The following is a 16,740-nucleotide window of genomic DNA, read 5'->3' as shown; positions in this document are numbered from 1 at the left end:
CTTTTTTCTATATAAGCCTGCTCCATTCGGCGCCGCCTTTAGGGTGGCGCTTTTTTGCGTTTCCGAAGCTGTTTTTCAAGTGGCCGAAAAAAGAAAGTATGGTAAATCCGAGTAGAAACGAGGAGGATTTCCCATACTAACGGTAATTTAGCAGTAAAGGAGTGTTTCGGATGAAGGTTAATCCCACTCCGACGGTGTTTCTGCAGCTCCGGAGCCGCATCAAGTTACCGAGAGATCAGACCGTCAAATTAGGTGATGTTGCCTTCATAGTCTGTGAACCCGAATGGGAGAGAAGGCTTAGAGACCTGCCGCTAACGCAGCCGAAGGATATCGATGGCAACCGGCTCGTCATGGATCTGATTCAAATCATACCGAAGATTAAGAAGGTGATTCCGGGCGCCCATATTGAAACGATGGGAAATCATCATACCCTCGTGGAGCTCGTAGGACCTGACAGCAAACGATCGAAACTCTGGTTTCCGCTAATCTGGCTGCTGTTGTTTTTCGGGTCCGCACTAACCATCATGAACTTTCATGCGGACGTCAATATGCTCGAGGTACAAATTCGAATCGTCGAAATGGTGACAGGGAAAAGAGACGAGCATCCATACTTGTTTCAAATTGCGTATTCCCTGGGTCTCGGTTTCGGGATGACGGTGTTCTTCAATCATTTGTTCAAGAAAAAATGGAATGAGGAGCCGACCCCGCTTGAGGTGGAGATGTATCTTTACCAGGAAAATTTGGACCAATTCGTGGTTGCCGAGGAATACCGAAAAATGAACACCGCGGCTAAACCACCGGGTGAAAAACCATGATCTTGTCCATTCTCCAGGCTATATTCACCTGTGTTCTCGGCGTAGCGGGAGGCATTGCAGTCGGCGGCGGAGTGATCGCGCTCATCATTGTGCTGGACATCATTCCCAGACTGTCTCAGCTGACCGGAACCTATAACCGGGTGCATTGGTATGAAGGTGCGCTGATTGCAGGGTCTTTTATCGGGACGGTGGCAGATTTCTGGCGATGGTCCGTTCCGCTGGGACCGATCGTGAGTACCGTAATCGGGTTGATGTGCGGCATTTTTATCGGCATGCTGGCAGCCGCGCTGACGGAAGTTCTGAATGTGCTGCCAATCCTGGCCAAGCGGCTCCGGTTAAAGGGGTATCTGTTCGGCCTTCTAATGGCCATGGTGGCAGGCAAGGTGGCGGGCTCCCTGTTCGACTGGTTCGTATTCAGTAAATGATAGTTTATGGCTAGGAGGTAGGTTATGGACGATAAAACAGCACATAATGACGGCAACGGTGATCTGGTTAAAGATATTCCGATTGTTCCCCCGTCGGAGATTAAAAAGTTGAATGAAGAGGCACTGAAGGAGAAGAGGGAAGCCGAAACCTCTGACAGCACTAAGGAATCGGTCATCTATTGGCAGCAGACGGACGATGTTCCCGCGAAGCTGAGTGATCTGAAAGAAACGCTTAAGGAAGTGATCGGCCTCGGAGTCTCGTTTGATGTGATATTCCGCGAAATGAATTTTGCCGGCAGAAATGCAGGGCTTCTCTTCTTGAACGGGTTCACCAACGATATGGTGGTGACGGAAATATTAACCCGGCTGACGTACCTGAAGCCTGAGGACGTAAACAACCAGGCGCTGAACGAAATGATGAACCGATATATTCCTCATGTCCAGGTGGAACGGGATACGAGGCTCAGCAAGGTAATTGACGAGGTTCTCTCAGGCTTATGCGCCCTGTTCATCGAGGATGCCCATTCCGCCATCATCCTGGACACCCGGAAATATCCGGTTCGGGGACTTGAAGAGCCTGCGGTCGAACGTGTCGTTCGAGGCGCCCGGGACGGGTTTACGGAGACGCTTGTGACCAACGTGAATCTGGTCAGGAGACGGGTTCGTGATCCCGGACTGCACGTGGAGATCATCAAAGTGGGAAGGCGGACGAGAACGGACGTCAGTCTGGTCTTCATCGATGACATAGCCGACCGCACCCAAGTTGAGGCTATTCGCAATAAAATCGAGGAAGTGGATCTGGAAGGATTGCCCCTAGGCGATAAGCAGCTGGAGGAAGCGATTGTGAACAAGGGATGGCACCCCTATCCGCTTGTCAGGTATTCTGAACGGCCTGACGTAGTGTCCTCGCATCTCCTCGAAGGCCGGATCGTGGTCATGGTGGATACTTCTCCGAGTGTGATGATTATGCCGACCACGTTCCTCGATCTCTGTCAGCATGCCGAGGAGAACCGGCAGACCCCGTTTATGGGGACGTATCTCCGCTGGATACGCTTTATTGGTATATTTGCATCCATGTTCCTGCTGCCGTTGTGGATGCTCTTGGTGATCCATCCGGAAATGAAGCCACCCGGACTGGACATCCTCGGACCGCAGAAGAATACGGAAATTCCGATTATTCTGCAGTTTCTGATCGTTGAGTTCGGTGTGGACTTGCTGCGGCTCGCTGCCGTTCATACGCCGACGCCGCTGGCCTCGGCGATGGGGTTGATCGCTGCCATTTTGGTTGGCGATATCGCGGTTAAAACCGGATTGTTTGTCAACGAGGTCGTTCTGTATATGGCGGTTGCGACCATCGGGATGTATGCGACCCCGAGTTACGAGCTGGGGCTTGCCAACCGGATGGTCAGGCTGATTCTGCTGATTGCCACGGCCTTGTTTGGAGCAAAGGGCTTTGTCATAGGGACCACACTTCTGATTCTGGTTCTGACCACCCACCGCTCCTATAACTCCTCTTACCTGTGGCCATTCATACCATTTAGTGCAAAAGCAATGGGCGAAATTTTATTCCGGAAACCGCTGCTGATGTCGAGAAGAAGGCCGGCTATCAATAAAACCCGTGACAACACAAAAATGGGCTCTGACATGAATCCGCGAGGAGAGCATTAACAATAACACAAATGTTGTGTTGAAAAATCCATTTTGCTTCGCTTACGTTGTCTGCTATACTGTGAACAATTATTCGGTTATCCTATTTTGAAACAATGGATCGGAGGAATTGTAAGCATGTTTTTACACGGTACAAGTAAGATCAACGATCAGGGGCATTTGGAAATCGGCGGGTGCGACACATCCGATTTGAAAGCTCAATATGGAACACCACTATATATTGTAGACGAGCAGTCGGTGCGCAACCGCTGTCGGGAATATATCGAGGCATTCAATGCTTCCGGGTTGAAATTCCAAGTCGCGTATGCAAGCAAGGCGTTTTGCGTCATGGCTATGTGCCGCTTGGCGGATGAGGAAGGCATGTCGCTTGACGTGGTTTCCGATGGCGAGCTGTACACAGCGCTGCAAGCAGGATTTCCTGCGGAACGGATTCATTTCCACGGGAACAATAAGACGCCGGAAGAGATTGAAATGGCGCTTGATGCACATATCGGCTGTTTTGTAGTGGATAACGTGATTGAACTGCACATGCTGCAGGCCATTGCAGCCGAGAAGAACCGCACCGTTAACATTCTGCTTCGCGTGACACCGGGTGTTGAGGCTCATACGCATGAGTACATCTCCACAGGTCAAACCGACTCCAAGTTTGGTTTTGATATCGGTAACGGCTCCGCATATGAAGCGGTAAAGCTTGCAGAAGCACAAGGGAACATTAACTTGATGGGCATTCATTCCCACATCGGCTCCCAGATTTTTGAGGTGGAAGGCTTCCAGATGGCCGTTCAGCGTGTTGCCGAGTTTGCTTCTTCTGTAAAAGAAGGCTTGGGCGTTGTGTTCAAGGTTGTAAATCTTGGCGGCGGGTTTGGTATCCGTTATGTGGATGGAGACACTCCGCTTCAAGTATCCCAGTATGTAAAAGCGATTACGGATGCGGTGAAAACTCACTTTGCTGGTCTGGGTTCCGAACTTCCTGAAATTTGGGTGGAGCCGGGCCGGAGCATCGTTGGCGATGCAGGCACCACGCTGTACACGGTGGGCACAAGCAAGGATATTCCAGGCGTACGCAAATATGTTGCCGTAGATGGCGGGATGACGGACAATCCTCGTCCGGCGTTGTATGAATCGAAATATGAAGCAGTGCTTGCCAACCGTGCTAACGATAAGGTTGAAGAAACCGTGTCCATCGCTGGCAAATGCTGTGAGAGCGGGGATATGCTCATCTGGGATCTGGATCTTCCGAAGGTAGAGACAGGTGATTTGCTGGCTGTATCCTGTACAGGTGCCTACAACTACTCTATGGCAAGCAACTACAACCGCATCCGCAAGCCGGCAGTCGTATTTGTGAAGGATGGCCAGAGCAATCTGGTCGTACGTCGCGAGTCGCTTGCAGACATCATCAGTAACGACATCGTGCCTGCGAATGTGGCAAAAGAAACCGTAACGAGCTAAATAATCACCTCAGTTAGATATGAAAAGCCATTCCATCAGAGGGCCCGCCAATGCCTCAGGGCTGCGGTCAGGGCTCTTTGGTGTGCCTGTTCAGCTCGACATGGCGGGTGCGCGAGGACAAGTTCATTTTGCTTCGAGGCTCAATTCATAGTAAACTATAAAATGCATTATGTAACAAAACTACTGAAGCGGTCTAATAACGGAAGGAGATACACCTATATGGCAAAAAAAGCGAAGATCACACTGGAAAACGGTAAAGAGGTATTGCTTGATCTGTTTGAGAACGAGGCGCCGAACACGGTAGCCAACTTTGAGAAATTGGCTAACTCCGGTTTTTATAACGGCCTTGTATTTCATCGCGTAATCCCTGGCTTTGTCGCTCAAGGCGGCTGTCCGCAAGGAACAGGTGCCGGCGGTCCGGGTTATACCATCAACTGTGAGATTAACCCTAACAAACATGAGCGTGGAAGCTTGGCTATGGCGCATGCAGGCCGTAACACAGGCGGCAGCCAGTTCTATGTATGCTACGAGCCGCAGCCGCATCTGGACGGTCAGCATACTGTGTTTGGTAAAGTTGTGGAAGGCATGGAGTACGTGGATGCATTCAAGGGCCGCGACAAAATGGAAAAAGTAGAAGTATACGAAGCGTAATTGTTAGCTTCCGGATTGGACAGGCGCACCTTAGGGTGTGCCTGTTTTTATGATGATGGTAATTAGAAAATCGGGGATGCGGATTACGAAGGAAATAATCTGCGAAGCTCCTCCGGAACTGATCTGCTTTTGCGAGTATGGGGATCCATGGCTACACTGGTTACCTCTGCATCTGCACACAGTTCACCTTCCTTGTTGTGGATCTGCTGCAGCATGACATAACTCGTCCGTCCGACAGATTTCGGCTCGGTCGAGATGGTCAACCGATCGCCTTGACTGCACTCCTTGCGATAATTGATATTAATGTTGACGGTTACGGTTTGGACACCGAGTTGTTTTAGCACGTCATACCGGAGGTCCCCAGCCTCGTACCATTCTTCTCGGCCCCATTCGAGATACTCCAGGTATTTAGCATTGTTTACATGTCCATTGACGTCAATTTCCGTAGGTCGGACGATGATGTCCAGGGATGTTTTCATCGTTGTTTGCTCCTTTTTAACAGAGATCAATACCTCATGTTTATCCATCAATTATGTTCTCTCTTACGACAGGATACTCCTGCTCCCAGCGCATCATTGAAGAAAACAGCAGGTCATGGGAAATGAATATTAAAGTTATGTGCTTAAAAAAAGTTAGTGGTTTTTCCTTGCAATTTTCAAAAGGTGGTGATAAGATTCATCATAAGATAAAACAACTTCATAAGTTTAATCCTTCGGGGCAGGGTGAAATTCCCTACCGGCGGTGATGAATGCAGTGGGCTTAACGTAATGTTAGCCAATGACTGCATCTTAGTCCGTGACCCGGATACGTGTGTGAATGACACCGTATGCGGTGGACCTGGTGCAAATCCGGGACCGACAGTATAGTCTGGATGGGAGAAGGAGTGAAAGACACATTGGCGGCAGCAAGTGCAGTCGTGTCTATGCACAGATCGTGACATGCGTTATGTGCAGGTTTTCACATGCGAATCAAAGCAGGCTTTGGCGATTATTTGTTGTCGCTGTGTATGGCTTTGAGTTGTTTGTTGTAGGCAAAACCTGCGTTCATGACGGTTATTTACCTTGTCATCCTTTAACTTCCATCAAGCCCTGTTCCGGATTCTTCTGAATCTGAAGCAGGGCTTTTTTAGATATCAGAGAGTATGCCCCCTTTGAAACAGGGGCTTTTATGATATCGAAAGACCAATTACTGCTAACTGCAGTCTAACAATGTGGAATGTACATCGATCACTTTATTTTTTATGGAGGTTGTGAGAGGGGGCCCATGTGTACCATGGATATCGTCAACGATGAATTCTATATGTCACTTGCACTGGACCTGGCCGAACGTGCTCAAGGACAGACCGGTATCAACCCGGTTGTCGGCTGTGTCATTGTGAAGGATGGTGCGCTTGCAGGAGTGGGAACCCATCTGGAGCGTGGAACCCCGCACGCCGAGATTCATGCCTTGAACATGGCCGGAACCAAAGCGGCTGGCAGCACGGTGTATGTGACGCTGGAGCCTTGCAGCCACTACGGATCGACACCTCCTTGCAGCGAAAGGTTGATCGCCGAAGGGGTCAAGCGGGTGGTCGTGGCGTGTGAGGACCCGAATCCGCTCGTTGCGGGCAAAGGCATCCAGATGCTGCGGGCAGCCGGAATCGAGGTCGTGACAGGGATCTTGAGAGAACGTGCGCTTCGCTTAAACGAAGCCTTCATTAAATTCATTACGACGGGTCAGCCGTTCGTCACGTTGAAGACAGCAAGCACGCTGGATGGCAAGATTGCATCGAAAACCGGTGACAGCAAGTGGATATCGAGCGAAGAATCCAGGGAGCTAGTTCACACACTTCGTCATCGTCATCAAGGCATTATGGTCGGGGTGTCCACGGTCATTGCGGACAATCCAAGCCTGACAACGAGACTGAGTGTTGGAGGGCTGCATCCGGTCAGGATCATTGTGGACTCCAGCCTGCGAATGCCGCTTGATAGTCATGTGGTATCGGACGGAACGGCGCCCACATGGATTTTGACAACGGAGCAGGCAGATGAAGGCAAGCGGACATTGCTGGAGGAGCGGGGAGTTCAAGTGATCCCATGCGGGGAAGGTCCGCGCGTTGATCTGAAGGCGGCCATAGCGAAGCTCGGCCAGATGGGCATTTCCTCGATTCTGCTTGAAGGAGGCGGCACACTGAACGGCGCCATGCTGGAACAGAAGCTTGTGGATCGGCTTATCCAGTTTATTGCCCCAAAAATCATTGGAGGGTACGATGCTCCGGGGAATTTCATGTTTAGCGGTTATGAGCAAATGAACCAAGCCATCGTGCTGACAGGGCTTGAAAGTAAAAGACTGGGCGACAATATTTACATCACCGGCATTCCGGTCTGGATGTAAGACATCGGGAAGGAAGGAGGGAAGCCTGTGTTTACGGGATTGGTTGAGGAAATAGGTGAGATGAGGCGAATTGGCCGCAAAGGCGAAGCCATGCTGCTGAGCATTTCGGCCAGCCGGATCATGGAGGATTTGAAGCTGGGTGACAGCGTTTCGGTCAATGGCGTATGCTTGACTGCAACGACGATAGATCGAGGGATATTTACGGTTGACGTGATGCCGGAAACCTATAGAAATACCAACCTTAAGGAGCTTCAACCAGGTGGAAAGGTGAATCTTGAACGGGCAATGGCGGCCGGAGGCAGATTCGGGGGCCACATCGTCCAGGGACATGTGGATGGAGTCGGCGTGATTCGCAGCGTGCAGGCTGATCAGAATGCGGTGGTCTATGAGATTGCACCTTCGCAAGATGACGTGTTTAAATACATCATCCCCAAAGGCTCGGTTACACTGGATGGAATCAGCTTGACCGTTGTGAAAACAACGGATTCCTCCTTTACGGTTTCCATCATCCCCCACACGCTGGCCGAGACTGTGCTGGCCTATAAAAAAGCGGGCGATACGATTAATATCGAATGCGACATTCTTGGTAAATATGTGGACCACTTGCTGCATTACGGCTCGGAGGGTGCGGGCAGCAGACGTGGGACGAACCCGGGAATCAGCAGGGATTACCTTGCCGAGCATGGATTTGCCTAGCTGATATTCATACAGGTATCTCCATGAGAAGAAGGAGGAGTAGCAATGGAAGAGCGCTTTTCATTTCATACCATCGAAGAGGCGTTATCAGATTTGAAGGAAGGCAAGGTTGTCATTGTAGTAGACGATGAAGACCGTGAGAATGAAGGGGACTTCATCGCACTTGCCGACAAGGCAACTCCGGAAGTCATTAATTTCATGATTACGGAAGGCCGGGGGCTGGTATGTCTGCCGATGACGCAGTCCCGGGCACAGGAGCTTGATCTTAAACCGATGGTTACCCAGAACACGGACTATCATGGAACGGCCTTTACGGTTTCTATTGATCATAAGCATACCACGACAGGCATCTCCGCTTATGAACGGTCCGTGACTGTTCGGGGCATTATGGATTCAAGCGCAACCGCGGCTGATTTTCGCAGACCGGGGCATATGTTTCCCCTTATAGCCAAAGACGGCGGAGTCCTTCGCCGGGCCGGCCATACAGAGGCTGCTGTAGATCTTGCCAGATTAAGCGGGTCCTATCCTGCCGGGGTCATCTGTGAGGTGATCAAGGAGGACGGTACAATGGCACGACTTCCGGATCTGGTGGAGATTGCCAAGAAACATGACTTGAAGCTGATCAGCATCAAGGATCTGATTCATTACCGCAATGAGAAGGAAAAGCTTGTCCAGCGAGAGGTATCTGTACGGATGCCTACCGATTTCGGCGTGTTCCAGGCTGTTGCCTATACCAACGATGTGGACAATAAAGAGCATATTGCCTTGGTGAAAGGGGAGATTGACGGCAGCGAGCCTGTCCTGGTGCGTGTGCATTCCGAGTGCCTGACAGGTGATGTATTTCACTCCCATCGCTGTGACTGCGGTCCTCAATTCGAGGCGGCACTCCGTCAAATTGATGAGGCGGGAAGAGGCGTTCTTCTCTACATGCGTCAAGAAGGGCGCGGCATTGGCCTGATCAATAAGCTGAAAGCTTATAAGCTGCAGGAAGAAGGTCTGGACACGGTTGACGCGAACCTAAAGCTTGGCTTTGCCGCCGATTTGCGGGATTACGGCATCGGGGCTCAGATTCTGAAGGATCTGGGCGTAAGGCAGATCCGCCTGCTGACAAACAATCCGCGCAAAATCAAAGGCTTGGAGGGCTATGGCTTGGAGGTCGTGGAACGCGTGCCGATCCAGATGCCGGAGAACGAGGATAACACCGGCTATCTTCATACGAAGCAAGCGAAGCTCGGTCATATGCTGAAATTCGATGATATCGAGCAGAACGAGAGCACCAACTAATCCCCAACAAAATAAAAGGTCAATCTGGTTTTTTGGTTGCTTCTTAGACAGACCGAGCGAAGAGGACGGAATGCTGCTGGAGAAGCGTTAGCGGTCGCCTTTAACTCCTGATTTCCACCTTGGAAAATAAATCCTGAAATCAGGAGTTAACAGCGATCGGAAGCAGCAGCCGTCAGCGCAGCGGGCTTCAAGGAGCAATTGTAAACACCAGTGAGACCTTATATAAACTCCAATCCGAAAGGAAGTCATCCCATTATGGCAACAATATTTGAAGGTAAATTAATATCCGAAGGTCTGAAATACGGTATTGTCGTGGGTCGTTTTAATGAATTTATTACCAGCAAGCTGCTGAGCGGCGCACTCGACGCATTGAAGCGTCACGGAGCCCAGGAGAATGAAGTTGATGTGGCCTGGGTGCCGGGAGCGTTTGAAATCCCGCTCATTGCCCAGAAGATGGCAGAAAGCGGCAAATATGATGCCATTATCACCCTGGGAACCGTCATCCGCGGCTCCACTACCCATTATGATTATGTGTGCAACGAAGTGGCTAAGGGCGTATCGGCCATTAACCTGAAGACCGGCGTACCTACCATTTTCGGTGTGGTAACGACAGAGAATATCGAACAAGCCGTGGAGCGTGCGGGAACGAAAGCCGGTAACAAAGGCTGGGATTCAGCCATGGCGGCCATCGAAATGGCAAACTTGACGAAAAGCCTAAAATAGTGCTTATTTAATGTAGTGCTCTTTTTCAGAGCACTGCATTTTATTTTTTGGCGGGAGGATTCACCGTGACCGTATTATACAAGCTGGAAACGTTTGAAGGACCGCTCGATCTGCTACTGCATTTGATTGATAAAGCGGAAATCGACATCCAGGATATCCCCGTCAGCGAGATTACCGAACAATACATGGCCTATTTGCACAATATGCAGGAGCTGGAGCTCGAAATTACAAGCGAATTTCTGGTAATGGCTGCAACGCTGCTGTCTATAAAGAGCAAGTTGCTGCTTCCGAAGCCCCCGGTTATCGAAATGGACGAGTTCGATTTTTATGATGAGGACGACATGGATCCGAGAGCGGAGCTTATTCAGAAGCTGATTGAATATCGCAAATACAAAGGCATTGCCCGCCATCTTCATGAGAAGGAATGGGAGCGGAGTCTGATCTACTCCAAGGAAGCGGAAGACCTCACTCCTTTTATGCCTGAGGTGGAAGAGAACCCGGTGCTGGGGCTGCACATTTCAGATTTGATCAGTGCTTTTCAAAAAGCGTTAAACAAAGCAGTCAAACGTACATCGTATGCCCGTATTCAGCGGGATGAAATATCGGTAAAGGATCGGATTCGTCAAGTCATGGATGCCCTGGAGCAAGTGGGACCGGGAGGACGTGTGCTGTTCTCCAAGCTGCTTCACGAAGAGATGGAACGGCATGAAATCGTAGTGACTTTCCTGGCCATTTTGGAATTGATGAAAATGAAACAGATATTGTGCTATCAAGAGAAGTTGTTTGAAGATATTGTCATGGAGTGGAGAGGGGAAGAACGTGTTGATGGATTATCCGAAGCTGAAATCGATTATTGAGGGGCTTCTGTTCCTATCGGGGGAAGAGGGCTTGTCGGTAAGGCAAATTGCTGAGATCACCGAGCAGTCGGATGGCCTGGTTGGCGAAGCGCTTGAGGATATGAAGGAGGAGTGGGAGCGTCAGGAGCGCGGAATTCAGATTGTTCAAATCGCGGGAAGCTACAAAATGGCTACATTGTCTGAGCATGCGCCGTATTTTGAACGCCTGGCCTATTCGCCTTCACGGTCTTCACTGTCTCAAGCAGCGCTGGAAACACTCTCCATCGTTGCCTATCGGCAGCCGATTACGCGCGTAGAGATTGAAGATATTCGCGGCGTTAAGTCCGAGCGGGCAATTCACACCCTTGTCAGTAAAGGTTTGATCGAGGAAGTCGGGCGAGCGGAGGCGATTGGCAGACCCATTCTGTATGGTACAACCAAATCGTTCCTCGAATATTTCGGACTTGCCAATATCAAGGATTTGCCGGAGCCGTCGCAGTTTGAGGATACCGATAATCTGGAAGAGGAAACGCAGCTGCTGTTTGATAAGCTTGATGGTCGTCAGCTTACATTTGATGATGTGGAGGAAAGCTAGCCATTATTCAATATTATAAGCCTTAAGTAAGAGCTGATCCTGGGCGTGGTGAATTCACCGTCCGGGATTTTTTTTGATTGAAAGTACATGAAATCGGGAACCTGGGATAGTTTTCGCATCATTTTGAGGAGATTTTGCCATACTAAGCCAAGCGGATTACATTTTACTAAGTTCGTTTTGGGGGTTACTTTGTGAGGGTTTGGATTTTTCTGGCGGTCGGTCTGGTTGTCCTCCTCATCGTATTGCTGATCGTTGTGCTGAGTTCCAAGATAACGATTAAGCTGGATGTGGTTCTAAGAAAAGATGAATATAAAGCGTTAGCGGAACTTAAGATGATTTTCGGTTTGATTACGCGCAAATATGAAGTCCCCTTTCATCTGGCCAACGGTGGCATTGAATATAAGAAGGAGACCGTTCCCGGAGAACAGGGGATCCCGTTAGGTTCTAACAAGGAGAAGATTTCTTCAAGCAGAACCATTCGATACAGGGATTATGTGCGGGCATTATTATCGACGAAAGGTCTTAAAAAATGGGTTAAGCAGACGATGGCGGCGGTTCATCTCATGGATGTCCGATGGTCGACGCGGATTGCCTTGGAACATGCGGCAGATACGGCCGTTGCAACCGGGATGCTGCATGGGGTGAAGCATACGCTTCTTGGATGGATGTCCCACCGTTTAAACATGAAGGACATGCCTCAAATCGATGTGGTACCGATATTTAATGGCCCGCCGCAAATTTCCACTGAACTATACTGTATAGCGAAAATCTCCTGCGGAAAAGCTATGTATGCTGGACTGGTACTTATAGTTCGCGTGTTAAAGGTGAAAGGAGGAGTTAGATCATGGCAGAACACCCTATTCAAGGCTTGATGCAAACGGCAATGGAGAACATCAAGGGAATGGTGGACGTAAATACGATCGTTGGCGACCCCGTTAATACACCTGACGGCAGCGTAATCTTGCCCATCAGTAAAGTGGCCTTTGGTTTTGCAGCTGGCGGCAGCGACTACAATGTTGAAGCCGGTGGCACACACCATCATTCCACAGACGGGACGCATAGCGACCATATTTCCCATCCTTTTGGCGGAGGCAGCGGCGGTGGCGTATCCATCAGACCGATTGCTTTTCTAGTCGTAGGAAACGAAGGCGTGCACATCGTGCCGCTGGATAACCAGACCCATCTGTTCGAACGGATCATTGATTCGACCCCGTATTTGCTTGAGCAAATTCAGTCGATGTTTCAAACAGGCAACAGCACTGGCACAACACCACCGCCTGCGTACTGATTGGAGCAAGCATATCCCTTCCGTTCCTAACGGAAGGGATTTTTGCCGTTAAGATGATGCGTGCAGGAAAACCTCCTCTAAATAAAGCCCCATGGCAACTGTATAAATCCGTCGATAGACGTTTCTCTGATGAATTGGACATACCTTAAGCGAAGGCGACATATACTTGTACAAGATTTCTGAACACCGGAGGATAAGATGATGAAAATGAAATGGAAAAAAGGCAAGTCCTTGTTATCCATGTTAATCGCTGTATGCTGCTTGCTGGTTACGATTGCGCCCGTGGTGTATGCAGATCATGAGAAAGGGCCAGCGAACCATGCTCAGGCCGCAGCGCTGATCGATGTGACTTCCGGGAGGATGCTTTACAGCAAGAACGGTGATGAGCGCTTAAGAATCGCCAGCCTGACAAAGATTATGACAGCCATTGTGGCGATTGAACATGGCAAGCTGGACGACCGTGTCAAGATCTCCAAAAATGCTTTTGCCAAGGAAGGCTCCTCTATCTTTTTGAAGCTGGGCGAGGAGATGACCCTTGAGAATTTACTGTTCGGCCTCATGCTTCGTTCGGGTAACGATGCCGCTACAGCCATTGCCGAGCATGTCGGCGGTACAGAGGAAGGCTTTGTGATGCTGATGAACGAAAAGGCAGCCCAGCTTGGCATGACGAACTCGCATTTCATGAACCCGCATGGACTGGATCATGACGAGCATTACTCTTCGGCTAATGATATGGCCAAACTGACGGCTTACGCACTCAAGAACCCTGTTTTTAGTGAAATTGTCAAAACACCAACCAAAAAAGCGCCTAATCCAAACGAGTCATGGGACTACAAGTGGGACAATAAGAACAAAATGCTTCGTTTCTATGAAGGGGCCGACGGTGTTAAAACTGGCTACACCAAAAAAGCATTCCGCTGCCTGGTGAGCTCCGCCACCCGGAATGGCCAGCAGATTGCAGCCGTAACGCTGAACGATGGTAATGACTGGAACGATCATTCCAACATGCTGGATTACGGATTTGCCCATTTTCCTCTAAAGAAGGTTACCGAAAAAGGGCAGAAAATCCAGGGATACACCCTTGTCACGGGAAGTTCCTTCACCTATGCGTTTGCGCATGATGAGGAGAGTCGCCTGGTGAAGAGACTCGTTCTGCATAAAGCGACTGCGCCGGATGTTTCGTTCGGACTTCGCGGCCATATTGAACTGCTGCTGGATAACGTCAGCATAGGTAAAGTTCCTGTTTACGAAGAAGGAAGCAGGCTTCCTGAAACCCCGGACGTCATGCAGAAGTCCAGAAGCACATCCGGACCGCTGGGTTCGTTGTCATTATGGCAGTCGGCCGGAGAAGTGATCAGGCATCTGTTCAGGGCCAATCATAACTAGTCTTCGCTGAAGAGTTGTTTACACTCTCATGCAGCGAGGCATCGAACTGGGGGCGAAGAGATGATTAATTTGATTTGGATGGGGATGATACTGGTCGGGTTTGGTTTTGCGGCTATTAACGGGAACATTGACAGCGTCACAAAAGCCGCATTTGACGGAGCTCAAACAGGGGTGACAGTCTCCTTCGGTCTGATCAGCATACTGGTGTTCTGGCTTGGCATGATGCGGCTGGCAGAAGATTCGGGCCTGCTGAAAAAGGTTGCCAAGCTGCTCGGGCCAGTTGTTCGCTTTCTGTTCCCGGATGTGCCCAAGAATCATCCCGCGATGGGTTATATACTGTCAAATATGAGCGCTAATTTGTTCGGTCTGGGCAATGCGGCAACTCCGATGGGAATTAAAGCGATGCAAGAGCTTCAGAAGCTGAATCCGGACAAGGAGACGGCTTCTCCAGCAATGTGTACGCTGCTTGCATTAAATACAGCAAGCATTACGCTCATACCCACCACGCTGATCGCGATCAGGCTGAATTATGAATCGGCCAATCCTTCAGAGATTGTAGGCACCACGTTATTGGCTACAGCCGTTGCTACTGCGGCAGCAATTATGGCTGACAGGTGGTACCGCAGACGCACGATTCGTCGCCAGAAGGCGCCGGGAATCGGTACAAGCCTGGGCCCGGACGTAAAGGGGTGATGAACTTTGCTGTCTTGGATTAACCTCGTATCCGCATGGTCCATTCCCGTCATTATCGCCTTCATTCCTCTGTACGCTTATACACGCAAAGTTCCCGTATATGAATCGTTTGTGGATGGAGCCAAAGACGGTTTCTCCACGGCGATTGGGATCATTCCGCATTTGGTCGGCATGATGGTGGCAATCAGTGTTTTCCGATCTTCCGGCGCGCTGGAGTTTTTTGTGGGCTGGACGGGCCCTTTTCTCCATTCATTGGGAGTGCCAAGCGAGATACTGCCGCTAGGCATACTCCGTCCCCTGACAGGCACCGGTTCACTTGCCTACACCACGGAACTGATCAGGGCATACGGCCCGGATTCCATGATTGGCCGGATCGCTTCGACTATACAGGGGAGCACGGATACAACCTTGTATGTGCTGACCGTTTATTTTGGCGCAGTTGGTATTCGCAACGGACGTTATGCGCTGAAGGTGGGGCTGTTCTCCGATTTGGTTGGGTTTATTGCCGCAATCGCCGTTTGTTTGCTGGTTTTTGGTTAGCCCTATATCCTATGGAGTGTGCGATGGTATGATAAGGTATGCAACAAGACGGGACGTTTTTCGATGTAACAGGACGTATGCCTATACCCTTGGTTTCACGGTGTCATATACTGCTGCAATTACGAATTGTAGTGGGGGTGGCGCAAGTGGAATTCGAGGGTTTTGTTATTCATCATACCGTATGCGAGCAGGAGCCGCCGAATTGGGATTTCAAGATCCACCCGGATGGGTCGGTTTCTTCCTCGTCTGTGCTGATGCGGCGGGATCACATACACATCTGCCTGGAAGGAGACTTCAATCTCGGTTACGAGTCCATGAATTTGGATCAGAAAACCCAGCTTTTTACCGCCAGCAAAATCATTTTGGAGCTATCCAGGCTTCATGATATTTCTCCGCTATACTTATTTCCACACTCCGACTCCTGCCCTGGAGCACATTTTCCATGGAACGCGCTTGTGATTTATCCTGTCGATGGTTATCATTAGGGATGAGGTGACCTAACGAACATGGAGAGATTACAGAAAATTATGGCACAGGCCGGAGTCGCTTCCCGCCGCAAGTGCGAGGAATTGATTCTTGAAGGCAAGGTGCAGGTGAACGGAGAGACCGTTACCGAACTCGGCACGAAGGCCGATCCAGCCCAGGATATGATCACGGTTTCTGGCAAACCGATCAAGCATGAGAAAAAGGTATATGTCATGCTGAATAAACCGAAGGGAGTCATTACGAGTGCTTCTGATCCCGAAGGTCGAAAAATTGTATCGGATTATCTGAAGGGCATAAAAGAGCGCGTCTATCCGATTGGACGATTGGATTACGATACAGAAGGACTTCTGCTGCTGACCAATGACGGCGAATTTGCCAATCTGCTCAGCCACCCCAAATATCATGTGCCAAAAACCTATTTGGCTACTGTGAAAGGGGTGCCTCATGGCACTGAGCTGGACAAGCTGCGCCAGGGGATTATGCTGGAGGACGGCATGACATCGCCAGCCGAAGTGGAATACAAGGATGTTGATCCTGATAATAAGCAATCCGTTATATCCATCACCATTCACGAAGGCCGTAACCGTCAGGTGAGAAGGATGTTTGAGGCCATTTCCCATCCGGTATTGCGCTTGAAACGGATCTCTTACGGGGATCTGCTCCTGCAAAATTTAAAACGTGGCTTGTACCGCCATCTAACAGCGGATGAAATCAACCAGCTCATGCAGATGGCCAAAGCCGCGAAGCCAGGCGGGAATCCGAAGAAAAAACGTTAAACCCGACACATAATATTCAAAATGGCGAGCGGCGTTTATGACAAATTTCGTTATAA

Annotated in this window: 19 protein-coding genes and 1 riboswitch; of the genes, 18 read left to right on the top strand and 1 reads right to left on the bottom strand. The window is 49.9% G+C overall.

Annotation, left to right across the window (positions count from 1 at the left end; translation table 11 throughout):
* The first annotated feature begins 170 nt into the window (after positions 1-170).
* The 5 genes from WDY75_RS20480 to WDY75_RS20460 all read left to right on the top strand — a co-directional run bounded on the left by WDY75_RS20480 (position 171) and on the right by WDY75_RS20460 (position 5,008).
* Positions 171-815 (top strand): stage V sporulation protein AA, encoded by a 645-nt coding sequence (locus WDY75_RS20480; protein WP_063479117.1) that lies wholly within the window; start codon positions 171-173, stop codon positions 813-815.
* A complete protein-coding gene (locus tag WDY75_RS20475; protein WP_006209414.1) occupies positions 812-1,240 on the top strand; it encodes a stage V sporulation protein AB in 429 nt (142 codons plus the stop codon). Before WDY75_RS20480 ends, WDY75_RS20475 begins: the two co-directional genes overlap by 4 nt.
* Before the next feature lie 24 nt (positions 1,241-1,264).
* Positions 1,265-2,908, top strand: coding sequence for a spore germination protein (locus WDY75_RS20470; protein ID WP_063479118.1), 1,644 nt, complete (start codon positions 1,265-1,267; stop codon positions 2,906-2,908).
* A gap of 117 nt (positions 2,909-3,025) precedes the next feature.
* The gene (gene lysA, locus WDY75_RS20465) at positions 3,026-4,357 is read left to right on the top strand and encodes a diaminopimelate decarboxylase (protein ID WP_006209416.1); all 1,332 of its coding nucleotides are present in this window, start codon (positions 3,026-3,028) and stop codon (positions 4,355-4,357) included.
* A gap of 219 nt (positions 4,358-4,576) precedes the next feature.
* Positions 4,577-5,008, top strand: coding sequence for a peptidylprolyl isomerase (locus tag WDY75_RS20460; protein ID WP_006209417.1), 432 nt, complete (start codon positions 4,577-4,579; stop codon positions 5,006-5,008).
* A gap of 83 nt (positions 5,009-5,091) precedes the next feature.
* Here WDY75_RS20460 and WDY75_RS20455 read toward each other — a convergent pair whose 3' ends face one another.
* Positions 5,092-5,487, bottom strand: coding sequence for a thioesterase family protein (locus tag WDY75_RS20455; protein WP_040680533.1), 396 nt, complete (start codon positions 5,485-5,487; stop codon positions 5,092-5,094).
* Between the two features lie 225 nt (positions 5,488-5,712).
* A riboswitch (FMN riboswitch) is annotated at positions 5,713-5,895 on the top strand.
* 385 nt (positions 5,896-6,280) lie between these two features.
* On the opposite strand from WDY75_RS20455, the gene ribD reads away from it, so the two are divergent.
* From ribD to WDY75_RS20390, 13 genes are all read left to right on the top strand, one after another.
* On the top strand, positions 6,281-7,381 hold the full coding sequence (ribD, locus tag WDY75_RS20450) for a bifunctional diaminohydroxyphosphoribosylaminopyrimidine deaminase/5-amino-6-(5-phosphoribosylamino)uracil reductase RibD (protein WP_063479119.1): 1,101 nt from the start codon (positions 6,281-6,283) through the stop codon (positions 7,379-7,381).
* Between the two features lie 27 nt (positions 7,382-7,408).
* The gene (ribE, locus tag WDY75_RS20445) at positions 7,409-8,077 is read left to right on the top strand and encodes a riboflavin synthase (RefSeq protein WP_063479120.1); all 669 of its coding nucleotides are present in this window, start codon (positions 7,409-7,411) and stop codon (positions 8,075-8,077) included.
* A gap of 45 nt (positions 8,078-8,122) precedes the next feature.
* On the top strand, positions 8,123-9,361 hold the full coding sequence (locus tag WDY75_RS20440; RefSeq protein WP_006209421.1) for a bifunctional 3,4-dihydroxy-2-butanone-4-phosphate synthase/GTP cyclohydrolase II: 1,239 nt from the start codon (positions 8,123-8,125) through the stop codon (positions 9,359-9,361).
* A 255-nt stretch (positions 9,362-9,616) separates the two neighbouring features.
* On the top strand, positions 9,617-10,084 hold the full coding sequence (gene ribE, locus WDY75_RS20435) for a 6,7-dimethyl-8-ribityllumazine synthase (RefSeq protein WP_063479121.1): 468 nt from the start codon (positions 9,617-9,619) through the stop codon (positions 10,082-10,084).
* Between the two features lie 65 nt (positions 10,085-10,149).
* Positions 10,150-10,941, top strand: a complete 792-nt coding sequence (locus WDY75_RS20430; protein WP_006209423.1) for a segregation and condensation protein A — start codon at positions 10,150-10,152, stop codon at positions 10,939-10,941.
* On the top strand, positions 10,910-11,515 hold the full coding sequence (gene scpB, locus WDY75_RS20425; RefSeq protein WP_006209424.1) for an SMC-Scp complex subunit ScpB: 606 nt from the start codon (positions 10,910-10,912) through the stop codon (positions 11,513-11,515). The genes WDY75_RS20430 and scpB overlap by 32 nt, the downstream gene beginning before the upstream one ends.
* A 191-nt stretch (positions 11,516-11,706) precedes the next feature.
* Positions 11,707-12,387: a DUF2953 domain-containing protein gene (locus WDY75_RS20420; RefSeq protein WP_006209425.1), complete on the top strand. Its 681-nt coding sequence runs from the start codon at positions 11,707-11,709 to the stop codon at positions 12,385-12,387.
* Positions 12,360-12,803 (top strand): GerW family sporulation protein, encoded by a 444-nt coding sequence (gene ytfJ / locus WDY75_RS20415; protein WP_063479122.1) that lies wholly within the window; start codon positions 12,360-12,362, stop codon positions 12,801-12,803. Before WDY75_RS20420 ends, ytfJ begins: the two co-directional genes overlap by 28 nt.
* A 198-nt stretch (positions 12,804-13,001) precedes the next feature.
* A complete protein-coding gene (locus WDY75_RS20410; RefSeq protein WP_036636808.1) occupies positions 13,002-14,189 on the top strand; it encodes a D-alanyl-D-alanine carboxypeptidase family protein in 1,188 nt (395 codons plus the stop codon).
* Between the two features lie 60 nt (positions 14,190-14,249).
* The gene (locus tag WDY75_RS20405; RefSeq protein ID WP_006209428.1) at positions 14,250-14,882 is read left to right on the top strand and encodes a nucleoside recognition domain-containing protein; all 633 of its coding nucleotides are present in this window, start codon (positions 14,250-14,252) and stop codon (positions 14,880-14,882) included.
* A 6-nt stretch (positions 14,883-14,888) separates the two neighbouring features.
* The gene (locus tag WDY75_RS20400; protein WP_006209429.1) at positions 14,889-15,422 is read left to right on the top strand and encodes a spore maturation protein; all 534 of its coding nucleotides are present in this window, start codon (positions 14,889-14,891) and stop codon (positions 15,420-15,422) included.
* A gap of 146 nt (positions 15,423-15,568) precedes the next feature.
* Positions 15,569-15,907, top strand: a complete 339-nt coding sequence (locus WDY75_RS20395) for an N-acetylmuramoyl-L-alanine amidase (RefSeq protein WP_063479123.1) — start codon at positions 15,569-15,571, stop codon at positions 15,905-15,907.
* 21 nt (positions 15,908-15,928) lie between these two features.
* Positions 15,929-16,684, top strand: a complete 756-nt coding sequence (locus tag WDY75_RS20390) for a pseudouridine synthase (RefSeq protein WP_006209431.1) — start codon at positions 15,929-15,931, stop codon at positions 16,682-16,684.
* Positions 16,685-16,740: the final 56 nt, after the last annotated feature.

The sequence above is a fragment of the Paenibacillus glucanolyticus genome, assembly GCF_037333485.1.
Taxonomy (GTDB): Bacteria; Bacillota; Bacilli; order Paenibacillales; family Paenibacillaceae; genus Paenibacillus_AQ; species Paenibacillus_AQ glucanolyticus.
The sequence above is the reverse complement of the archived record's forward strand: the minus strand, read 5'-3'. Positions and strand labels throughout refer to the sequence as shown.

What these genes read in the sequence shown, in the direction of transcription:
- WDY75_RS20455 (WP_040680533.1), bottom strand. Translation starts at nt 5,487, where the DNA reads ATGAAAACATCCCTGGACATCATCGTCCGACCTACGGAAATTGACGTC.
- WDY75_RS20470 (WP_063479118.1), top strand. Translation starts at nt 1,265, where the DNA reads ATGGACGATAAAACAGCACATAATGACGGCAACGGTGATCTGGTTAAA.
- scpB (WP_006209424.1), top strand. Translation starts at nt 10,910, where the DNA reads ATGGATTATCCGAAGCTGAAATCGATTATTGAGGGGCTTCTGTTCCTA.
- lysA (WP_006209416.1), top strand. Translation starts at nt 3,026, where the DNA reads ATGTTTTTACACGGTACAAGTAAGATCAACGATCAGGGGCATTTGGAA.
- WDY75_RS20460 (WP_006209417.1), top strand. Translation starts at nt 4,577, where the DNA reads ATGGCAAAAAAAGCGAAGATCACACTGGAAAACGGTAAAGAGGTATTG.
- ytfJ (WP_063479122.1), top strand. Translation starts at nt 12,360, where the DNA reads ATGGCAGAACACCCTATTCAAGGCTTGATGCAAACGGCAATGGAGAAC.
- WDY75_RS20480 (WP_063479117.1), top strand. Translation starts at nt 171, where the DNA reads ATGAAGGTTAATCCCACTCCGACGGTGTTTCTGCAGCTCCGGAGCCGC.
- ribE (WP_063479121.1), top strand. Translation starts at nt 9,617, where the DNA reads ATGGCAACAATATTTGAAGGTAAATTAATATCCGAAGGTCTGAAATAC.
- WDY75_RS20475 (WP_006209414.1), top strand. Translation starts at nt 812, where the DNA reads ATGATCTTGTCCATTCTCCAGGCTATATTCACCTGTGTTCTCGGCGTA.
- WDY75_RS20410 (WP_036636808.1), top strand. Translation starts at nt 13,002, where the DNA reads ATGATGAAAATGAAATGGAAAAAAGGCAAGTCCTTGTTATCCATGTTA.
- WDY75_RS20390 (WP_006209431.1), top strand. Translation starts at nt 15,929, where the DNA reads ATGGAGAGATTACAGAAAATTATGGCACAGGCCGGAGTCGCTTCCCGC.
- WDY75_RS20440 (WP_006209421.1), top strand. Translation starts at nt 8,123, where the DNA reads ATGGAAGAGCGCTTTTCATTTCATACCATCGAAGAGGCGTTATCAGAT.
- WDY75_RS20405 (WP_006209428.1), top strand. Translation starts at nt 14,250, where the DNA reads ATGATTAATTTGATTTGGATGGGGATGATACTGGTCGGGTTTGGTTTT.
- ribD (WP_063479119.1), top strand. Translation starts at nt 6,281, where the DNA reads ATGGATATCGTCAACGATGAATTCTATATGTCACTTGCACTGGACCTG.